This is a genomic window from Mycobacterium gallinarum (genome assembly GCF_010726765.1).
Classification (GTDB): domain Bacteria; phylum Actinomycetota; class Actinomycetes; order Mycobacteriales; family Mycobacteriaceae; genus Mycobacterium; species Mycobacterium gallinarum.
In genome coordinates, this window is the sequence record NZ_AP022601.1 from 3363808 (window position 1) to 3382852 (window position 19045).

Consider the following 19045-nt stretch of genomic DNA (forward strand, 5'->3'; position numbering starts at 1 on the left):
CATGAACCTTTCCAATCTTGTTCGCCAGCACTGGGCGGCATTGCGCGCGCTGCTGGCGCTCACCGCCATCCTCGGCATCGCCTACCCGGTGTTCATCTGGCTCGTGGCGCAGCTCCCGGGCCTGAACGACAAAGCGAACGGATCGCTCGTCGAGGTCGACGGGAAACTGTTGGGCAGCAGCCTGATCGGACAGTCCTTCACCGACGCCGACGGCACTGCATTGCCGCAGTACTTCCAGAGCCGAGCGTCCGCGGCCGGTGACGGCTACGACCCGATGGCCACCAGCGCGAGCAACCTCGGGCCGGAAAGCATTGTCGATACACCCGTCGGCGGTGCCGACAATCCAACCGAAGCCAAGCCGAGCCTGCTCACCTTGGTCTGCGAACGCAGCGCCACCGTCGGTAAGACCGAAGGTGTGGACGGCACAAGGCCGTTCTGCACGGGCGGCGGGGCCGGGGCCGTGCTGTCGGTGATCGGCCCGCGCGATGCGCAGGGCAATGTCGTGAAGCCGACTCGGGTCGTCAGCGTCAACGAGCCGTGCGCCACCACACAGACGCCGTTCCTCGACACCTACGAAGGTGTGCGCGTCGAGTGCGCGACGGACGAGGATTACAGCATCGGCCAGCTCGTTCCGATCCGCGGTCGCGCGCCCGCCGATCCCGTGGTGCCCGCCGACGCGGTCACCGCAAGCGGAAGCGGTCTCGACCCGCACATCTCGATCCCGTACGCCGACCTTCAGGTCAGCCGGGTCGCCACGGCGCGCGGTGTCAGTCCAGAGCAGGTTCGCGAGGTGCTGGCCGCGCACACGGACGGCAGGTTCCTCGGGTTCGTCGGCGAGCCGACGGTCAATGTGCTGCAGCTCAACCTGGACCTCGACCAGAAGTATCCGGCAAAAAGCTGACGTGACCGGTGGATGATGGGGTGGTGACCGACCGGCCGGGCTCCCAGAAAAAGCGCGGCGAGCTGCGCATTTATCTGGGGGCCGCGCCCGGTGTCGGGAAGACGTACGCCATGCTCGGTGAGGCGCACCGACGGCTGGAGCGCGGCACCGATGTGGTCGCCGCGGTGGTGGAGACGCATGGCCGCAAGAAGACCGCCGACCTGATCGAGGGCATCGAGACCGTCGCGCCGAAGCTCATCGACTATCGCGGCAGGCAGTTCGCCGAACTCGACGTCGAGGCGGTGCTGCGGCGCGCACCGCAGGTCGTCCTCGTCGACGAGCTGGCGCACACCAACACCCCGGGCAGTAAGAACGCCAAGCGGTGGCAGGACGTCGAGGAGCTGCTCAAGGCCGGCATCACCGTCATCTCCACGGTCAACGTTCAGCACCTCGAGAGCCTCAACGACGTCGTCACCCAGATCACCGGTATCGAGCAACAGGAGAAGGTGCCCGACGAGATCGTGCGCGCCGCCGACCAGATCGAGCTCGTCGACATCACACCGGAAGCCCTGCGGCGCAGGCTCGCTCACGGCAACGTGTACGCACCCGAACGGGTGGACGCGGCGCTGTCCAACTATTTCCGAAGAGGCAACCTGACAGCGCTGCGCGAACTCGCCCTGCTCTGGCTGGCCGACCAGGTCGACGCCGCGCTGGAGAAGTATCGGCAAGAGAACCAGATCACCGCGACCTGGGAGGCCCGCGAACGCGTCGTCGTCGCAGTCACCGGGGGTGCGGAGTCGGAAACGCTGGTGCGCAGGGCATCTCGCATCGCCTCGAAGTCCAGCGCCGAGCTGATGATTGTGCATGTGGCGCGCGGCGACGGACTGTCCGGTGTCTCGGCACCCCAGATGGGCACCGTGCGGGAGCTGGCCGCCAGCCTCGGTGCGACCCTGCATACCGTCGTCGGTGACGACGTGCCGAGTGCGCTGCTGGATTTCGCCCGTGACGAGAACGCGACACAGCTGGTCCTCGGCACGTCGAGGCGGTCCCGCTGGGCCCGGATGTTCGACGAGGGCATCGGCGCGAGCGTGGTGCAGCAGTCGGGCCCCATCGATGTCCATATGGTGACCCACCCCGAAGCACGTAAAGAGTCGTTGTGGTCACGGATCTCACCGCGTCAGCGTCACCTCACGTCGTGGCTCGCAGCTGCCGTGGTCCCGTCCGCGGTCTGCGCGCTCCTGGTCTTCCTGCTCGACCCGTTTCTGGGCGTGGGCGGCGAGAGTGCGCTGTTTTTCATCGGCGTTCTCGTCGTAGCCCTCCTCGGCGGCGTCGCCCCCGCAGCGCTGTCAGCCGTGCTGTCCGGCGTGCTGCTCAACTTTTTCCTGATCGAACCCCGTCACACATTCACGATCGCTGAACCCGACAACGCGATCACCATAGTGGTCCTGTTGTTCGTCGCCGTTGCTGTTGCTGCACTGGTCGACAATGCCGCCAAACGCGCGCGTGAGGCTCGCCGAGCGTCCCAGGACGCCGAACTGCTGGCGTTGTTCTCGGGGTCGGTGCTGCGCGGCGCCGATCTCGAGGCGCTGCTGGAGCGAGTCCGCGAGACGTATTCGCAACGAGCCGTGAGCTTGCTGCGCGCCAACGCGGGAATCGTCGCGTGTGTCGGCGACAATCCGTGCGTCGATGTCGATTCGGCAGACACCGCAATCGAAGTCGGCGACGACGAATTCTGGATGTTGATGGCCGGACGCAAGCTGGCCGCCCGCGATCGCCGGGTGCTCACCGCCGTGGCGGTGCAAGCGGCGGGGCTGGTACGGCAGCGCGAACTCAGTGCGGAAGCGGGCAAGGCCGAAGCCATCGCCAGGGCCGACGAACTGCGGCGCTCACTGTTGTCCGCCGTCAGTCACGACCTGCGCACTCCCCTGGCCGCGGCCAAGGCGGCCGTTTCGAGTCTGCGCAGCGACGACGTCGACTTCTCCGCCGAGGACACCGCCGAACTGCTGGCAACCATCGAGGAGTCGATCGATCAGCTGACCGCGCTGGTCGGCAACCTGCTGGACTCGTCGCGGCTGGCCGCCGGTGTGCTGAAGCCCGAACTGGGCCCGGTGTATCTAGAAGAAACCGTGCAGCGGGCGATTCTTGGAATCCGCAGGGGAAACACGGGTTTCCGGCGTCGTGGCCTGGACCGGGTCAAGGTCGACATCGCCAGCAGCGGAGCGGGTGCGGTGGCGATCGCCGACGCCGGCCTGCTGGAGCGGGTGCTGGCCAACTTGATCGACAACGCGCTGCGATACGCGCCGGACAGCCCGGTGCGGGTGACCGCAGGGCAGGTCGGCAACCGAGTGCTCATCGCCGTCGTCGACGAAGGCCCCGGCATCCCACGTGGTGCCGAGGAGCAGCTGTTCGCCCCGTTCCAGCGCCTCGGTGACCACGACACCAGCATCGGTGTCGGCCTTGGCCTTTCGGTCGCCCGCGGCTTCGTCGAGGCCATGGGTGGCACGATCTCGGCAACCGACACCCCCGGCGGCGGGCTCACGGTCGAAATCGACTTGGCGGCGGCATGACGACGAAAACCCGGGTGCTGGTCATCGACGATGAACCGCAGATCCTGCGGGCACTACGAATCAACCTGTCGGTGCGCGGATACGAGGTGTTCACCGCCGCCAGCGGCACGGAGGCACTGAAACAGGCCGCCGATCACAAACCCGACGTCATCGTGCTGGACCTCGGACTGCCCGACATGTCGGGCATCGACGTGCTCGGCGGGCTGCGCGGATGGCTGACCGCACCGGTGATCGTGCTGTCAGCCAGGACCGACTCATCGGACAAGGTCGAGGCGCTGGACGCAGGCGCCGACGACTATGTCACCAAACCCTTTGGCATGGACGAGTTCCTGGCCCGGCTTCGAGCGGCAGTGCGGCGAGCCGCGGCATCCTCGGAAGTCGACGAACCCGTGATCGAGACGTCGTCGTTCACGGTCGACCTGGCCGCCAAGAAGGTGACCAAGAACAACACCGAGGTGCACCTCACCCCGACCGAGTGGGGCATGCTCGAGATGCTGGTGCGCAATCGCGGCAAACTCGTCGGCCGAGAAGAACTGCTCAAAGAGGTGTGGGGTCCGGCCTACGCGAAGGAAACCCATTATCTGCGTGTGTATCTGGCGGCGCTACGGCGCAAGCTTGAAGACGATCCGTCGCATCCCGTGCACCTGCTGACCGAAGCCGGGATGGGCTACCGCTTCCAGCAATGACTACGCAGCTGACAGGCGTGGCCGCAGGCGCTCGACGTCGATGTCGGCGCCGCGCGCAAGATCATCGATCAGGGTTCGCGCGTGTATTGCGAGCGCATCGACGTCGACGCCGTACAGGGCAGGGCGGACTACCTCGTCGAGGCGGTCCGCGGCCCGACTCAAGACACCCGCGGCACCGGCTGTGTTGCCACGCTGTATGTGCGTGATGCCCACGGCGAGCTGCGCCAGCCCCTGCCACATCCCGCGCTCGTCGTCGGGTCCGTTCTTCCATGCCGCCTCGAGCACCTCGTGGGCGTGAAACGCCAGCCCCTGATCCAGCAGTTCTTGGGCGTAGGTCAACGAATCGGCCGGGGAAAGATCCAGATCGTCGGGTATCCGCGCGACGCCCCGGCTGCCGTGCGGTAACGGACGGCCGAGCGCGTCACGGGGTCGGCTGTTGCGGGCATTGCCGAACTCGTCGCGGTCGCGGTCCACCACACCCATCCTGACAGGTTCGGGATCAGTCGGGTTGCGTGCGGCGCTCGGCAAGAGCGGCCAACCGCCACGTGCATTCGCGGTTGCGGGGAAAGGCCGCCGCCAACGCCAGCCGACGCGGAATCAGGTTGAGGGGGCCACCGACCGGCACCTCGGCCATCTCGATGCGGCATCCGTCGGAGGTGTCGTGGAGGCGCAGCGTGATCCGCGCCATCCCGAACGGCCGGGTGCGGGCCAGCAGCACGAGTTCCTCCATCGGCGTGCAGGATTCGACCTCGGTTTCGTCGTTGATGGCCACCGGCCATACCCCGATGGTGTGGTGGATCTTGCTGCCGACCGCCGGCCAGTTCGGCTCGACAGCGCGCATCCGGCTGTTGCCGACCACCCATTGCGAGTAGGTCCAGCCGTCGGCGATCACGTCCCACACCTGCTGGCGGGTGGCGGTGGTGTCACGTTTGACAGTCAACGAGCTGTCGACTGCGGCGGGTCCGGTCATGACCACGCGCTTACCCGGTCGCGACGGCCTCAAACGCCCGCGGTCTCCTCCGCCAGGGCGATCAGCTTCCTGCGGACCAGGTCGGGACGCTCGTCGACGACGAAGTGGGTGGCATCAACGGTCTCCAGCGTGTAATCGTCGGCATTTGCGGTCTCCGGCGACACCATGGACGAGGTGACCGCACGGTCGCGCGTTCCAAACAGCACACGGATCGGCACCGTCGCCCGCCGGGTCTCGGGATTCCTTGCACTGCGCGGTATTTCACGGGTCAGGAACGTGCGGTAGGTGTCTCTGCCCGCCCGCGCGCACACCGGGTCGCGGAATCGATCGGCGAACAGTTGCTTCGTCTCGGGATCCATCTCGGACCCGATGGCGAGGATCACCTTCTCCACGTAATTCGTGCGTTGTTGAACGAAGATGCCGAAGGTCGCCAGCGGTATCTGGTAATCGAATCGCCAGATGTGCGGCAGCACCGTCTTCGGCGATTGCCAGGGATGGGCCATATTCATCGCGAGATATCCATCGAAGCGCTCGGGTTCCCGCAAAATCATGCGGTAACCGACATAGGCCCCCCAGTCGTGGGCGACCAGCAGGACGCGGGGCAAACCCAGCGCGTCGAGCAGGGCAAGCACGTCGGTGGCGACGTCCTCCTTGGCCCACCGATGCGGCGGCGGACCGGACCAGCCGTATCCGGGCAGGTCGGGCGCGATGATTCGCAGCCCGGGCGGCGGATCGGCCAGCAGGTCGCGCCATTCGTAGTGGTGCTGCGGCCATCCGTGCAAACAGACGACGGGACGGCCGTCCGCCGGGCCGGCCTCGGTGACGTGAAAGCGCACCCCGTTTGCATCGACGAACGACCGGCGCACACCTTCGATCCTCGGCGGTTCGGCAGTCATGAATCCGACTCTAGAGAACCCGTCGCGCGCTACGGTGCGGGATATGGCCGGGTATCGCGAACTCTTCGACGCCAGCATCTCTGATCCTGCGACCTTCTGGGCGGACGCTGCCAGAGCCGTCACCTGGACCCGCGAGCCGCAGCAGATCCTCGACGACTCCAATCCGCCGTTCTACCGGTGGTTTCCCGATGCCGAGATGAATACATGCGCCAATGCGTTGGACCGTCACGTCGAGGGCGGCCGCGCCGACCAGCCGGCGCTGATCTACGACTCCCCGGTGACAGGGTCGAAGCGCACCTACACCTACGGCGAGCTCCTCGACGAGACGGCGCGATTCGCCGGTGCGCTGCGTGCACTCGGGGTGGGTAAGGGCGACCGCGTGGTGATCTACATGCCGATGATCCCCGAAGCGGTGATCGCGATGCTGGCGTGCGCTCGCCTTGGCGCGGTGCACTCGGTGGTGTTCGGCGGGTTCGCGCCCCATGAGCTGGCCACCCGCATCGACGATGCGCGACCGACCGTCGTCGTATCCGCATCCTGCGGCATCGAACCGACCCGGACAGTCGAGTACAAACCCATGCTCGACGCCGCACTGGAGATGTCTGAGCACCCACCGCGCAACTGCGTGATCGTGCAGCGCGACGGTCACCGTTGCGAGCTGACACTTGACCGCGACATCGACTGGCAGGACCTTACCGGCGCAGATCCCGTCGATCCGGTGCCGGTCGCCGCCACCGATCCGCTGTATGTGCTGTACACGTCCGGTACGACCGGCAAGCCCAAGGGCATCGTCCGTGACAACGGCGGACACGCGGTGGCCCTGTTGTGGAGCATGCGCAATATCTACGACATCGCGCCGGGGGAGGTCTTCTGGGCGGCTTCCGACGTCGGCTGGGTGGTCGGTCACTCCTACATCGTGTACGGACCGCTCATGCTCGGTGCGACGACCGTGCTCTACGAGGGCAAGCCGATCGGCACGCCCGACCCGGGTGCGTTCTGGCGGGTCGCGTCGGAACACGGTGTCAAGGCGCTGTTTTCGGCGCCGACCGCGCTGCGGGCCATCCGCAAAGAGGATCCCGACGGCGCACACATCGACCACTACGACCTGTCCGGCATGAAATATCTGTTCCAGGCGGGCGAACGTCTCGATCCTGATACGTATGCGTGGGCATCGGAGAAGCTAGGTGTGCCCGTCGTCGATCACTGGTGGCAGACCGAAACAGGGTGGGCGATCGCCGCCAACCCGATGGGCCTGGAATCCATGCCGATCAAGCCGGGCTCGCCAACAGTGCCGATGCCGGGCTACGACGTGCGCATCCTTCACGTCGACGGCTCCCCTTGCGACCCCGGCGAGGAGGGTGCGATCTGCATCAGATTGCCGCTGCCGCCGGGCACCCTTCCAACACTGTGGGGCGATGACGACCGCTACGAAGCGTCCTATCTCTGTGAGCACCCCGGCTACTACCTCACCGGCGACGGCGGCTACCTCGACGAGGATGGCTATCTGTTTGTGATGGGGCGCATCGACGATGTGATCAACGTTGCCGGACACCGCTTGTCGACGGGTTCGATCGAAGCCGTGCTGGCGACGCATCCCGCCGTGGCCGAATGCGCCGTGATCGGCGTCGCCGACGAGATCAAGGGGCAGGTGCCGCGGGGGTTTGTCGTTCTGACCTCGGGTGCGTCCGGGGAGGGCCTGGCCGACGAACTCGTCAAGTTGGTGCGCGACGAGATCGGAGCGGTGGCGTGCTTCAAGCAGGTCGATACCGTCTCCGCGCTGCCCAAGACCCGGTCGGGCAAGATCCTGCGTAAGACCATGCGCGGTATCGCTCATGGCAAAGATGAACCGGTGCCGTCGACCATCGAGGATCCGACGGTGCTCGACGCACTGAAACCCGTTCTGCGGGACTAGGACTTATTGCGCAGGCGTGTAAGACGCGTAATTCACACGTTCGCTAGCGGCGGCCCGCCAGACGCCGCTTGAACACCTCGTCGAACTGGCGGTACGTGCTGCGCAATTCGTGGCCGGGCCAGTCCTCGGCCTCCAGCTCGGCGGGCAGCAGCGGGTCGAGTTGTAGATGCCGGACGACGGTGATGGACAGCGCGAACTGATAGATGAAGTCGTCGGCATCGACCGCTTCGACGTCGAGCTCGTCGCGCATCGCCACCGTCAGCCTTCGCGCATCGGCCGTCCAATCATCAAGACTGAAAAGGGATCTCACGGTCTCGGCCGCAATATCGGTGGCAGCACCGTGAAAGTGCACACATTGGCGGTCGAGCACGGCGCGCAGCGTCGGCAACCGCTTTGGGCCCAGGTTGTCCGGGCGGATCCAGACTCCTTCGCGCAACTCGGCGAGGTGCAGCCCTGTCGCGGATTTGCGCAGTGCGAGACGATCAGCCGCCGAACGGCGGTCCAGCGAGACCACCGCCAACTCCCAGGTGCCGTCCCACGGTAACGCGGTGTCGTCGTAGCGGGCCGCCTCGTCCACCCGTTGCCGACGCTCGAGCAACGGCCCGGCCAGCGCATAGATCCCGTCGTCACCGGTGAGCTCACCGTTGGACACCATGCGCCACAAGCAGGTGCGCGTAGCGCCGTCACTGATGCCGAACAGCGAAGCGATCCCGACGAGTTCGCCCACCGTCAGGCGCGGTTCGTCGGCCCCAAGGAGCGCTGTCGCCAGCACGGACCGGGCGCTCAGGGTGCGGTCGCCGATCAGGTCGGCGACTCGAGCGCGAGAGGCTGTCGGCACCTAGGACTCCAGCCAGGGCTCACGCCAACTGGGGTATCCGGCAACGAGTTTGGACACCGATGGCGGACCCCACGATCCGACCACGTAGGTCTGCAGTTCAGGGGGCGACTCGATCAGCGGCTGGACGATGCGCCAGGTCTCCTCGACACCGTCCTCACGCGCGAATTGGGCGGAGTCGCCGCGCATGGCATCGAACAGCAGCCGCTCGTAGGGTTCGGGCGCCTCACCGAGCTCCTTGGCGAATGTCAGCGACAGATCGACGCATCGGGTGGTGTTCGCACCGGGTTCTTTGGCCTGGATGATCAGGTCGGTACCCGGGTTCGGATCGATCCGCAGCACCAGTTGGTTGGGGTCGGGCCGCTCCGGCATGACTGCGAGCTTGGGCGGACGCTTGAAGAACACCCGAATCTCGGTGGCCCGCACCGGAAGTGCCTTGCCGGCGCGAATGAAGAACGGCACCCCGGCCCATCGCCAGTTGTCGATCTCGAGCTTCAACGCGGCGAATGTTTCCGTTTGGGAGTCCGGCCGCACCCCCTTGATGGACCGATATCCGTCGTACTGGCCGCGGATGTAGTGCGCCGGATCAATCGACGGGATCGCACGAAAAACCTCCGCCCGCTTGTCGCGAAGCCCGTCGGCACCCGCACAACTCGGCGGTTCGGAGGCGAATAGTCCGATGAGCTGAAGCAGGTGGTTCTGCACCACGTCACGCAGCGCGCCGACCGGATCGTAGAAGCTGCCCCGATCCTCCACGCCGAAGTTCTCGGCCATGGTGATTTGCACGCATTGGATGCGGTCGCGATTCCACAGCGGTTCGAACACCGAATTGGCGAAGCGCAGAAACATGATGTCCATCGCCGGTTCCTTGCCGAGGAAGTGATCGATGCGGAAGATCTGCCACTCCTCGAGCACGCTGCGCAGTTGTGCGTTCAGGGCACGGGCCGATTCCAGGTCATGGCCGAACGGTTTCTCCACCACCACGCGCGCTCGATCGGTGAGGTTGGCGTGCGCCAGGCCTTCGACGACCATCCCGAACAACGACGGCGGGATCTCGAGATAAAACACCGGTGTGTGCTTGCCCTCGATCGCCCGGGCCACCTTCTCATAGGTGTTCGCATCGGCGAAGTCGCCCGACACCATCGAAAGGCGTTGCGCGAAACGGGCGAACACCTCCTCGTCGATCGTCTCGCCCGCGGTCTCGATCGAACTGCGCGCATGGTCGCGCAGCGTCGCCTCGGACCATTCGTCAAGCGCGACACCGACGATCGGGCAGTCCAACAACTTGCGCCGTTCGAGCCGGTAAAGCGACCGGAAGGTCATCTTTCTGGCGAGGTCTCCGGTGATGCCGAAGATCACCAGTACGTCCGCTGGGGTGGTCGCCGGTGACGTCATGATGTCTAGTTCTTCTTCTCGGCGTGACCGCCGAATTCGCTGCGCATGGCCGACAACAGCTTGTCGGTGAACTCGCCGAGGTCCCGCGAGGAGAACCGTTCGAACAGCGACGTGGTGATCACCGGGGCGGGGACCCCCTCGTCGACCGCGGCCAGCACCGTCCAGCGCCCCTCGCCGGAATCCGAGACCCGACCGGTGAAGTCGTCGAGTTCGGGTGAACGCGCGAGCGCATCGGCGGTGAGATCCACCAGCCACGAACCGACCACCGACCCGCGGCGCCAGACTTCGGCGACCTCACCGACGTCGATCGAGTACTGGTAGGCCCACGGATCGCGCAGTGGGGTGGTTTCCGCGTCGACCGTGCGGTCGATCTTGCCAGCATCGGCGTGCTTGATGATGCTCAGCCCCTCGGCGATGGCGGCCATCATCCCGTACTCCACCCCGTTGTGCACCATCTTCACGAAATGCCCTGCGCCGCTTGGCCCGCAATGCAGATAGCCGTCTTGCGCGGTGCCGTCGGTGCGGGTGCGGCTGGGAGTCGGCTCGGCACAGCCCTCCCCCGGCGCGATGGTCTTGAAGATCGGATCGAGCCGCGACACCACTTCCTTCTCGCCGCCGATCATCAGGCTGTAGCCACGTTCGAGACCCCACACCCCGCCGCTGGTTCCGCAGTCGACGTAGTGGATGTTCTTGGTCAGCAGGCTCTTGGCGCGGGTGATGTCGTCTCGGTAGTAGGAGTTGCCGCCGTCGATCACCGCGTCGCCGGGTTCCAGGAGATCCACCAACTGTTTCAGGGTGGAGTCCACCACCGCGGCGGGCAGCATCAGCCACACCGCGCGCGGCGTCTCGAGCTTCTGTACGAAATCGCTCAGCGAGTCCGCACCCGTGGCGCCCTCGCCGGCCAACTCGGTCACCGCATCGGCGTTCATGTCGTAGACCACGCACCGGTGCCCGTCGCGCATGAGCCGTCGTACCAAATTGGCACCCATCCGGCCGAGCCCGACCATTCCCAGTTGCATTGGCGAATCCGTTGCCATGTCTCTCCTAGTAATCGTGGTCTCCCACGATGTTAACGCTATCTCACGATTTGATTGACACGTAGCACTATCAATGTGATACTCCCGTGGTATGGCCACTCCGACACGGGCGTCGGTCGCCGACGATGTCACCGTCGTCCGCCGCATCCTGGCGCACATCGACGCGGGCACGACCGACGAAGGTGACGCCTGGCGTGAACCCGTCGAAAATTATGTGAATCCAACCCGATTCGTCGAAGAACTCGAGGTGCTGCGCTCCTACCCGAGCGTCTATCTGCCGTCGGCAGCGCTTCCCAACCCCGGCGACCACGTCGAGCGGGTCAGCTTCGGCGTACCGCTGTTCGCGGTGCGCGGCCGCGACGGCACCGCGCGAGTGTTCCGCAACTCGTGCCGGCACCGAGGCATGGCGCTCGTCGAAGGGCCGGGCTGTGCGCAGGCACTGGTGTGCCGCTATCACGGCTGGACCTACCGTCTCGACGGCGCGCTGTCGCACGTGCCCCACGCCGATGCCTTTCCCGGCCTGGACATGTCCGCCCGCGGACTGGTCGAGGTCGAGAGCCGAGAGGTCGACGGGTTGATCGTGATCGGCCCGCTGGGGACACCGCACCCCCAGGCGGACGCCGCGATGGCGGCGTTGGCCGACGGCAGCCCGTGGCGGGATAAGTTGGTGCACTCGACGCGGCTCGTCGCGGTGCGGCCGGCGTTGCGCGCGATGAACTGGAAGGTCCTCGTCGAGCAGTTCCTCGAGGGCTACCACATTCGCACCACCCACAAGAACACCTTCTACCCCATCCAATACGACGACCTCAACGTCGTCGAATCGTTCGGGCCGAACACCCGAGTCACATTCCCCTACAAGAACATCGAACGCCTGCGCGACCGCCCCGAGTCGACGTGGGAGGTCGGGCACCGCGTGACGTACGTATACCACCTGTTCCCGAACGTCATGGTGGCGACGTTCCCGAACCAGGTGCTGGTGATCACGATCGACCCGATCGACATCGACCACACCACGGTCACGATCTACGCCATGGTCACACCGGACGTGATACGGCGTGCGACGGCCGATCCCGAGACCTCCCAGGACGCGCGAAACCTGCTGAACGAAGGCGGCATCGAGGACAACGACATGTCCGAAGGCGTACAACTGGGCCTGCACGCCGGGGCCAACACCTTCGTCGAGTTCGGCACCCACGAGAGCGCGATCGGCCTCTTCCACGCCACGCTCGACGACCGGTTGGCTAGAATTCGATGACCACCTACGAGCACCTGCTCTACGAACAACGCGGACCGGTCACCGTCATCACCATCAATCGGCCCGAGCGCATGAATGCCATTGGCCCCCAGACTCATCGCGAGCTTGTCGACGCGTGGGAGCGCTTCCGCACCGATGACGACGCCCTCGTCGGCGTCCTCACCGGTGCGGGCGACACCGCGTTCTGCGCGGGCGGCGACCTCAAGGCCGCACAGGCCGGTGAACTACCGATCGACGCGAGCCCCGACGACGGGGTCCTCGGCCCGTCACGCTGGACCCATATCTACAAGCCGACGATCGCGGCGGTCAACGGCGTCGCCTATGCCGGCGGTCTGGAGTGGGCGTGCTGGACGGATCTCGCGATCGCCGACGAGCACGCCACCTTCGGCGTCACCTGCCGCCGCTGGAACATCGGGCTGGCCGACGGCGGCACCCAGCGCCTCACTCGCATCCTGGGCTACCGCCGCGCGATCGACCTCATCATCACCGGCCGCGTCGTCGAAGCCGTCGAGGCCGAACGCATCGGCCTCGTCAACCGGGTGGTGCCGAGCGGCGCCTGCTTGCAGCACGCTCTCGAACTCGCCGAGACGATTGCGGCGCTCCCCCAACCCGCGCTGCGCACCGACCTCGAGGCCGCGCGCACCGGGCAGGGCCGTCCGTTGGACGACGGCTTGCGCATCGAAGCGGAATGCTTCGGCCGGTCCATCTACGCCGTGGAAACCGTCGAGGGGTTGCGACGGTTCAACGACTGCGACCATCCCGACCTCATGCCGTCGACATCCAGCTGACAGCGGCGACTTCGGTCACTTATTTGGCCGGGAAGTAGGTCAGCGAACCTAACCTCGGTTACGGTTTTGACGTGGCAACTCCGACTGTGCCTTTCGACTACGCCGCGAAGCAGGCGTCCGATTCGCTGCAGGCGAGGTACTTCCGCGGTGCGCTGGCCGATCAGCGGGCGCTGACCGCCGCCGAGCTCATCAGGCAGACCCGGAAACTGGATGCCATGTCCACCCGCTCGGATGCGTTGGCTATCAGCCGGCTGCGTCGAGACATCCGCGCCAACGAAACCGAACTCCGCGATCTGGACCGCATGATCGCCGCCCTCGACCACCGCTTCGCCGCGATCTGGGCTGACCAGTCATAGCGACAGGCTGGCGATCGACAGCGCGATGCCGTCGAGAATGTCGTGCTCGCTGACCACCAGTTCGTCGATTCCCGCGCGGTCGCCGAGCGCGTTCGCCAGCTCCTCGACGATGATCGCGCCACCGCCGATGACGTCCACCCTGCCCTCGTGCATCGGACCCAACGCGGCGCGCTGCGCCCGCGTCATCGCGATCAGCTCGTCGCACACGGGCAACAAATCGCCGAAACCCACGCGGGACAAGTGAATCGCCTCGGAATCGTAGGTCGCCATCTTGTGCGCCAGCGCCGCCACGGTCGTCATGGTGCCGGCCACCCCGACCCATGCGCGCGCGCGTTCGACGGGCACCACCCCGAACGCCTGCCCCAACCCGTCGCGGACGACCTCCCGTGCCGCGGCGACCTCGGCGGGGGTCGGGGGGTCGGAATGCAGGCACCGCTCAGTCAGCCGCACACAGCCGACGTCGGCGGAGAAACCGGCCTCCACATCGCGCACTCCGAGCACCACCTCGGTGGATCCGCCGCCGAGGTCGACGACGACGAAAGGTCCGTCGGCCGTGTCCAATTCGTTGACCGCACCGCGGAACGACAGCGCGGCCTCCTCGGTCCCGGTGATCACCTCGGCGACAGCACCCGGCACCACAGCGCCGAGAACCTCCGCGGTCATCACGAAGAACACGTCGCGGTTCGACGCATCGCGCGTCGCGGAGGTGGCGACCATCCGCACCGTCGGCACTTCATACGTGCGCAGCAGCTCGGCGTAGTCCGTGAGCGCTGCCCTGGTGCGATCCAGTGCCTCAGAAGCGAATTGCCCTGTGGCGTCGACCCCTTGGCCCAACCTGACGATCCGCATCTCTCGATGCACATCCACCAGCTTGCCGTCGTCGGTGTCGGCGATCAGCAGCCGAATCGAATTCGTGCCGCAGTCGATGGCGCCAACCCTGGTCATACGCTCCACGTCTCCCGTTCCAGAATTCCCGCCATCGCCGGTTCGCCGGCCAGCACCGCCAACGCCTCGTCGCCGAACGGGTTGACACCCGGCCCCTTGGCCAGCGAATGGGCGATCACCACGTGTAGGCACTTCACCCGATCAGGCATGCCCCCACCGGAAAACGTTGTGCCCAAAGGTTCTATCGCATCCCGCTCGGCAAGGTACGACTCGTGCGCCTTGCGATACGCGGCGGCGAGTTCCGGGTCCTCCTGCAGACGCTCGGTCATCTCCCGCATCAGACCCGACGATTCGAGCCGGCTGGCCGCGGCGGTCAACGCGGGGTGGGTCAGGTAGTACAGCGTCGGAAAGGGTGTGCCGTCGGGCAGTTTCGGCGCCGTCTTGACGACGCCGGGCTCGCCATTGGGGCACCGGTAGACGATCTCGAGGACACCGCGGGGTTCTCGACCCAGCTGCGCCGCGACCGCCTCCAGATCCGCCGGGTCAACCACCGGGAGGGGGCGCATTGTTCGGGGCTGCGGGCGCAGGAGGCACGGGCGCCGGCGCCGGCGCGACACCGTAGGGCTTCTCGGCGATGGTGCCCCATAGCGCGGTGTACCAAGGCTGGTCTGGGTTGACGGTGGCCGGCTCCACACCGGGCATCGTCGGCACCGCACTGCCGGGCGGAAGCTGCACCTGGTACGGAATCTCGCCGGGCATCACAAATCCGAGGCGTTCACGCGCCTGCGCGGCGATGAACACCGGGTCAGCCAGCTTGACCTTCTGCTGTTCCAGGTCGGCGATCTGCGCGCGCAGTTGTTCCTCGGTGGCCTTGAGTTGTTTCATCTCGGTGCGCTGCCCGAAATAGGTGCGCACCGGCCCCGCAATGGTCAGCGTCAGCACGCAGATCACCGCGGCCAGGATGGCGGCACGGCGCGCCGCGGACCCGAACCGTTGCTCGGACTGCTGCCCCGCGGCCACCACAATGGACTTACGGATCGAGTCGGCGGCGTCTTTCGGTTCGGCGTCTTGCGCCTCGGGCACCGGCCGCGGCTCGGTGATTCGTGCCTCGCGACGTACGGGCGACGTGCTCCGCGGACGGCCCCGCGATGCCTCGGACTTACCCGACTTCCCAGGTCGAGAAGTCGGGGATCGCCGCTTGGGGTCGGGCCGCTTCGCTTCTGGCACGGGCTATTTGGCTCCGGTATCCGCTCTTCGCGCAAGCGGCTCATCGCCCACCGAATAGCGCGGGAAGGCCAGATCGCCCGCGTACCGGGCGGCGTCGCCGAGGGTCTCCTCGATGCGCAACAGCTGGTTGTATTTGGCCACGCGCTCGCTGCGCGCCGGTGCGCCGGTCTTGATCTGACCACTGCCCACTGCGACCGCAAGGTCGGCGATCGTCGTGTCCTCGGTTTCGCCGCTGCGGTGGCTCATCATCGTGCGGTAGCCGCTGTTGTGTGCGAGCGCGACGGCGTCCAGCGTCTCGGTGAGCGTGCCGATCTGGTTGACCTTCACCAGAAGTGCGTTGGCCGCACCCCGTTCGATACCGTCCTCCAGACGCTCGGGGTTGGTGACGAACAGATCGTCGCCGACGAGCTGGATGCGGTCACCGATCGCGGCGGTCAAGGCCACCCAGCCGTCCCAGTCGTCCTCCGACAGCGGGTCCTCGATCGACACCAGCGGATACGAATCGAGCAGCCCGGCATAGAACTCGATCATCTGCATGTCGGTCCGGGTTTCTTTCTCGAACTTGTAACCCGTTCCCTCGGTGAAGAATTCGGTCGCGGCGACGTCGAGCGCCAGCGCCACGTCGGATCCGGCCTTGTAGCCGGCGCCCTCGATGGCCGTCAAGATCAGGTCCAGCGCGGCCTTGGTCCCCGCGACGTCGGGAGCGAACCCGCCCTCGTCGCCGAGACCGGTGGACAGACCCTGCTTCTTGAGTACCGATTTCAGCGAGTGGTACACCTCGGTGCCCCACCGCAGCGCTTCCTTGAAGCTGGCGGCGCCGATCGGGGCCACCATGAACTCCTGGACGTCGACGCCGGTGTCGGCATGCGCGCCGCCGTTGAGGATGTTCATCATCGGCACCGGCAGGATGTGGGCGTTCGGCCCCCCCAGGTACCGAAAGAGGGGTAGAGCGGCACTGTCTGCCGCGGCCTTCGACACCGCCAGCGACACGCCGAGGATCGCGTTGGCGCCGAGGCGGGACTTGTCCGGGGTGCCGTCAAGATCCAGCAGGGCCTGGTCGACGAGCCGCTGATCGTCGGCGCTGAGCCCGATGACGGCGGGAGCGATCTCGTCCAGCACCGCCTCGACGGCCTTTTCGACGCCCTTGCCGCCGTAGCGGGAGCCGCCGTCGCGCAGCTCGACCGCCTCGTGTTCACCGGTGGAGGCACCCGACGGCACCGCCGCCCTCGCGAAGGTGCCGTCCAGCAGGGCCACCTCGACCTCGACCGTCGGGTTGCCGCGGGAGTCGAGGATCTCGCGGGCTCCGACCTGCTCGATGATGGGCACTTGCGCCTCCGTGGTCTCGAGAATGGGTTCCTGACGTGGATGAGCCTAGAGGTTGCGCCGAGAACCGGCGTGTTTAGAGGGGGTGTCCGTTGGCGTAGGCCGTCGCCCAGTCGCGCACAGTGCGCGCGTACTGGTCGGAATGGTTGTAGGCCCGCAGGGCGTCCATCCAGCCCCGGGGTGTGGCCAGGTCCTTGCCCCGCCAGCACAGGTAACCGGCCGCCGACAGCGCGGCATCGTCGAAGTTGTCCGGGCTGATGACCCCGTCGTTGTTGGCGTCGACGCCGTAGAGCTTCCAGGTGTCGGGGATGAACTGCATCGGGCCCATCGCGCGGGCGTGGACCGACTCCTCGTCCTGTTCCTTGTCGTGGCTGACGCCCTCGCTGTCGAAGATCTCGAGGTTGCCGTTGGTGCCGTCCAGGCGGACACCACGGATCGGCGGGGTCACGTCACCGTTCTCGGCGATGGTCGCGCCGCGGAATGTGCCGTGGTGGCTCTCCACCTCCCCGATACCCGCCAGCGTCGTCCACTCCAGGTGGCAGTCGGGGTTCTCCACCTCGGCAACCCGGGCCGCATAGGCGTAGGCCTCCAGCGCCGCAATGGGCATCCCCAGCGCAGGGGCACGTTCGGCCGCCCATTGCCGCAGCTGATCGGCGGGACGCCCGTCGGCGTGGGTGTCGATTTTGGGCACAGCGTCGCCCGCTGGCGGTGGCACCCCCTCCGGAATCGGGGTGCCCACCTGCCATGAACAGCTCGAAGCCATTATCAGCGCTGTCGCTCCTAATACCGCGACCGCTCGCAGCCAACGCACGCGCGACACCAAACTCCCTCAAACCAACCTCGGTCATGCCATCGTCCCACGCGCTCAGGGCATGGTGGGAAGGCGCGGCCGACGCCTCTTACGCCGAATCCCAGTTAACCGGGATCATCGCGATTCGACGACCACCTCTTGATCTTCCAGTTCACCGTCATTCTCGCCACCGCCGTCGTCGTCCGAGGCGCCGGCGGGCACCGGCACGGGCACTTCAGCCGGTTCAGGCTCAGGGTCTGCGGCGGGCCAGTGTGCTCGCCACTCCCGCTCGGTGACGTCGCCGAGCGACGCGACGTCGAGTTCCTCGGGCACGTCCGCCCCGCGCCGGTCCGCGGCGACCGCGAGTTCGGTCCTACGGACGGTGTCCATGAACTCCAACACCGACGACCGCAAGGCGCTCTCGGTGTCGATGTGTGGGGCCACGCTGACTGATGTCACGGATTGCGGGATCAGGTCGGCGGGCACCCCGGCCGCGATCGCCCGCTCGAGCACCTTCTGCGCCAAGGCCAGTGCGGGTTGCCCGGTCGGCACGTTGTCCATCGCGGAGCGGACGCCCTTTTTCGACCGCTCCAGGGATTTGCGTTCTTCCCACTGCGCGAGCTGATCCTCCAGCGAGATCTCCTCGCCAGCGAGCACCGCGGGCACGCGGTTGACGAGCTTGCGGATAAGGGAGTCCGCCACGTCGTCGATCGAGAACGGGCGCTCGGGTGCGTCCTCGGCGATGCGGGCGTGAAAAAGCACCTGCAACAACACATCTCCGAGTTCGTCGCGCAACTCGTCGGCGTTGCCGCTGCGCACCGCGTCGAAGACCTCGTAGGTCTCCTCGAGTAGGTAGCGACGCAGCGAATCGTGGGTCTGCTGCGATTCCCAGGGGCCCGACGTGCGCAGTTTGTCCATCATTGCCACGGCGTCCACCAGCCGCTCACCAGGCGAGGCGCGGGGCGCTTCGATAAGCCTTTCCCCGGCCGCCAGCCGTGTCCGCACTGCAGGGTGGTCGGGGTCTGACGACAAGAGCACGGGCGCGGCTTCATCGTCGGACGCGTCGTAGGAGCATGGCCTGGCCGCGGGCAGTGACCAGGGCACCTTGATCGGCATCTCCTCGGTGTACTGCACGTCTCCGGCAAGCAGATCGATCGCCTCGACAGGCACCAATGAGGGACGGCGCGGATCGACCAATACGACGGTCATCGGCTCGACCCCCTCACGCGTTCTCATGAGACCG

General features: G+C 66.5%; 19 protein-coding genes. 7 read left to right on the forward strand and 12 right to left on the reverse strand.

The features are described from left to right. Position 1 precedes the first annotated feature (1 nt). From G6N42_RS16355 to G6N42_RS16365, 3 genes are read left to right on the forward strand one after another with little or no spacing between them, the layout of a single operon-like run. Entirely contained in the window at positions 2-901 is a 900-nt protein-coding gene (locus G6N42_RS16355; RefSeq protein WP_163730528.1) for a potassium-transporting ATPase subunit C, read from the forward strand. A 23-nt stretch (positions 902-924) separates the two neighbouring features. Next, on the forward strand, positions 925-3447 hold the full coding sequence (locus G6N42_RS16360; protein WP_434059588.1) for a DUF4118 domain-containing protein: 2523 nt from the start codon (positions 925-927) through the stop codon (positions 3445-3447). Then, positions 3444-4133, forward strand: coding sequence for a response regulator (locus G6N42_RS16365; RefSeq protein ID WP_163730530.1), 690 nt, complete (start codon positions 3444-3446; stop codon positions 4131-4133). Before G6N42_RS16360 ends, G6N42_RS16365 begins: the two co-directional genes overlap by 4 nt. Here the strand turns inward: G6N42_RS16365 and G6N42_RS16370 are convergent, their stop codons facing one another. Genes G6N42_RS16370 through G6N42_RS16380 form a run of 3 tightly spaced genes read right to left on the reverse strand, consistent with a single transcriptional unit; the run spans position 4134 to position 5999 of the window. After that, positions 4134-4610 carry a DUF309 domain-containing protein gene (locus G6N42_RS16370; protein ID WP_163737673.1) on the reverse strand — a complete coding sequence of 159 codons (477 nt, stop codon included), beginning with the start codon at positions 4608-4610 and terminating at the stop codon, positions 4134-4136. It abuts the gene before it with no gap. Between the two features lie 22 nt (positions 4611-4632). Further along, entirely contained in the window at positions 4633-5103 is a 471-nt protein-coding gene (locus G6N42_RS16375; protein ID WP_174262094.1) for an SRPBCC family protein, read from the reverse strand. 29 nt (positions 5104-5132) lie between these two features. Next, positions 5133-5999, reverse strand: a complete 867-nt coding sequence (locus tag G6N42_RS16380; RefSeq protein ID WP_163730532.1) for an alpha/beta fold hydrolase — start codon at positions 5997-5999, stop codon at positions 5133-5135. On the opposite strand from G6N42_RS16380, the gene G6N42_RS16385 reads away from it, so the two are divergent. Then, positions 5998-7911: a propionyl-CoA synthetase gene (locus tag G6N42_RS16385; RefSeq protein ID WP_163730533.1), complete on the forward strand. Its 1914-nt coding sequence runs from the start codon at positions 5998-6000 to the stop codon at positions 7909-7911. The two genes, G6N42_RS16380 and G6N42_RS16385, sit on opposite strands and share 2 nt — an antisense overlap. A 43-nt stretch (positions 7912-7954) precedes the next feature. On the opposite strand, the gene G6N42_RS16390 is transcribed toward G6N42_RS16385, so the two are convergent. From G6N42_RS16390 to gnd, 3 genes are read right to left on the reverse strand one after another with little or no spacing between them, the layout of a single operon-like run. Continuing rightward, entirely contained in the window at positions 7955-8749 is a 795-nt protein-coding gene (locus tag G6N42_RS16390) for a PaaX family transcriptional regulator C-terminal domain-containing protein (protein ID WP_163730534.1), read from the reverse strand. Further along, complete coding sequence (gene zwf, locus G6N42_RS16395) at positions 8750-10141, reverse strand: glucose-6-phosphate dehydrogenase (RefSeq protein WP_163730535.1); 1392 nt, start codon at positions 10139-10141, stop codon at positions 8750-8752. Positions 10142-10146: 5 nt separating this feature from the next. Then, positions 10147-11160, reverse strand: coding sequence for a phosphogluconate dehydrogenase (NAD(+)-dependent, decarboxylating) (gene gnd, locus G6N42_RS16400; RefSeq protein WP_197905582.1), 1014 nt, complete (start codon positions 11158-11160; stop codon positions 10147-10149). 109 nt (positions 11161-11269) lie between these two features. Here gnd and G6N42_RS16405 point away from each other — a divergent pair, with 109 nt between their 5' ends. The 3 genes from G6N42_RS16405 (at position 11270) to G6N42_RS16415 (ending at position 13577) form a co-directional block, all read left to right on the forward strand. Next, positions 11270-12433, forward strand: a complete 1164-nt coding sequence (locus G6N42_RS16405; protein WP_163730537.1) for an aromatic ring-hydroxylating oxygenase subunit alpha — start codon at positions 11270-11272, stop codon at positions 12431-12433. Then, the gene (locus G6N42_RS16410) at positions 12430-13221 is read left to right on the forward strand and encodes an enoyl-CoA hydratase-related protein (RefSeq protein WP_163730538.1); all 792 of its coding nucleotides are present in this window, start codon (positions 12430-12432) and stop codon (positions 13219-13221) included. The genes G6N42_RS16405 and G6N42_RS16410 overlap by 4 nt, the downstream gene beginning before the upstream one ends. A gap of 71 nt (positions 13222-13292) precedes the next feature. Next, complete coding sequence (locus G6N42_RS16415) at positions 13293-13577, forward strand: hypothetical protein (protein WP_163730539.1); 285 nt, start codon at positions 13293-13295, stop codon at positions 13575-13577. On the opposite strand, the gene G6N42_RS16420 is transcribed toward G6N42_RS16415, so the two are convergent. The 6 genes from G6N42_RS16420 to G6N42_RS16445 form a co-directional block, all read right to left on the reverse strand. Further along, on the reverse strand, positions 13572-14522 hold the full coding sequence (locus tag G6N42_RS16420; protein WP_163730540.1) for a Ppx/GppA phosphatase family protein: 951 nt from the start codon (positions 14520-14522) through the stop codon (positions 13572-13574). The genes G6N42_RS16415 and G6N42_RS16420 overlap by 6 nt on opposite strands. Next, positions 14519-15013 carry a DUF501 domain-containing protein gene (locus tag G6N42_RS16425; protein ID WP_163687236.1) on the reverse strand — a complete coding sequence of 165 codons (495 nt, stop codon included), beginning with the start codon at positions 15011-15013 and terminating at the stop codon, positions 14519-14521. The genes G6N42_RS16420 and G6N42_RS16425 overlap by 4 nt, the downstream gene beginning before the upstream one ends. Further along, positions 15006-15689, reverse strand: coding sequence for an FtsB family cell division protein (locus tag G6N42_RS16430; RefSeq protein WP_163730542.1), 684 nt, complete (start codon positions 15687-15689; stop codon positions 15006-15008). The genes G6N42_RS16425 and G6N42_RS16430 overlap by 8 nt, the downstream gene beginning before the upstream one ends. Before the next feature lie 3 nt (positions 15690-15692). Continuing rightward, a complete protein-coding gene (gene eno / locus G6N42_RS16435; protein WP_163730543.1) occupies positions 15693-17015 on the reverse strand; it encodes a phosphopyruvate hydratase in 1323 nt (440 codons plus the stop codon). Positions 17016-17088: 73 nt separating this feature from the next. Next, a complete protein-coding gene (locus G6N42_RS16440; RefSeq protein ID WP_163730544.1) occupies positions 17089-17832 on the reverse strand; it encodes a lytic transglycosylase domain-containing protein in 744 nt (247 codons plus the stop codon). A gap of 105 nt (positions 17833-17937) precedes the next feature. Next, positions 17938-19011, reverse strand: a complete 1074-nt coding sequence (locus G6N42_RS16445) for a nucleoside triphosphate pyrophosphohydrolase (protein WP_163730545.1) — start codon at positions 19009-19011, stop codon at positions 17938-17940. Positions 19012-19045 lie beyond the last annotated feature (34 nt).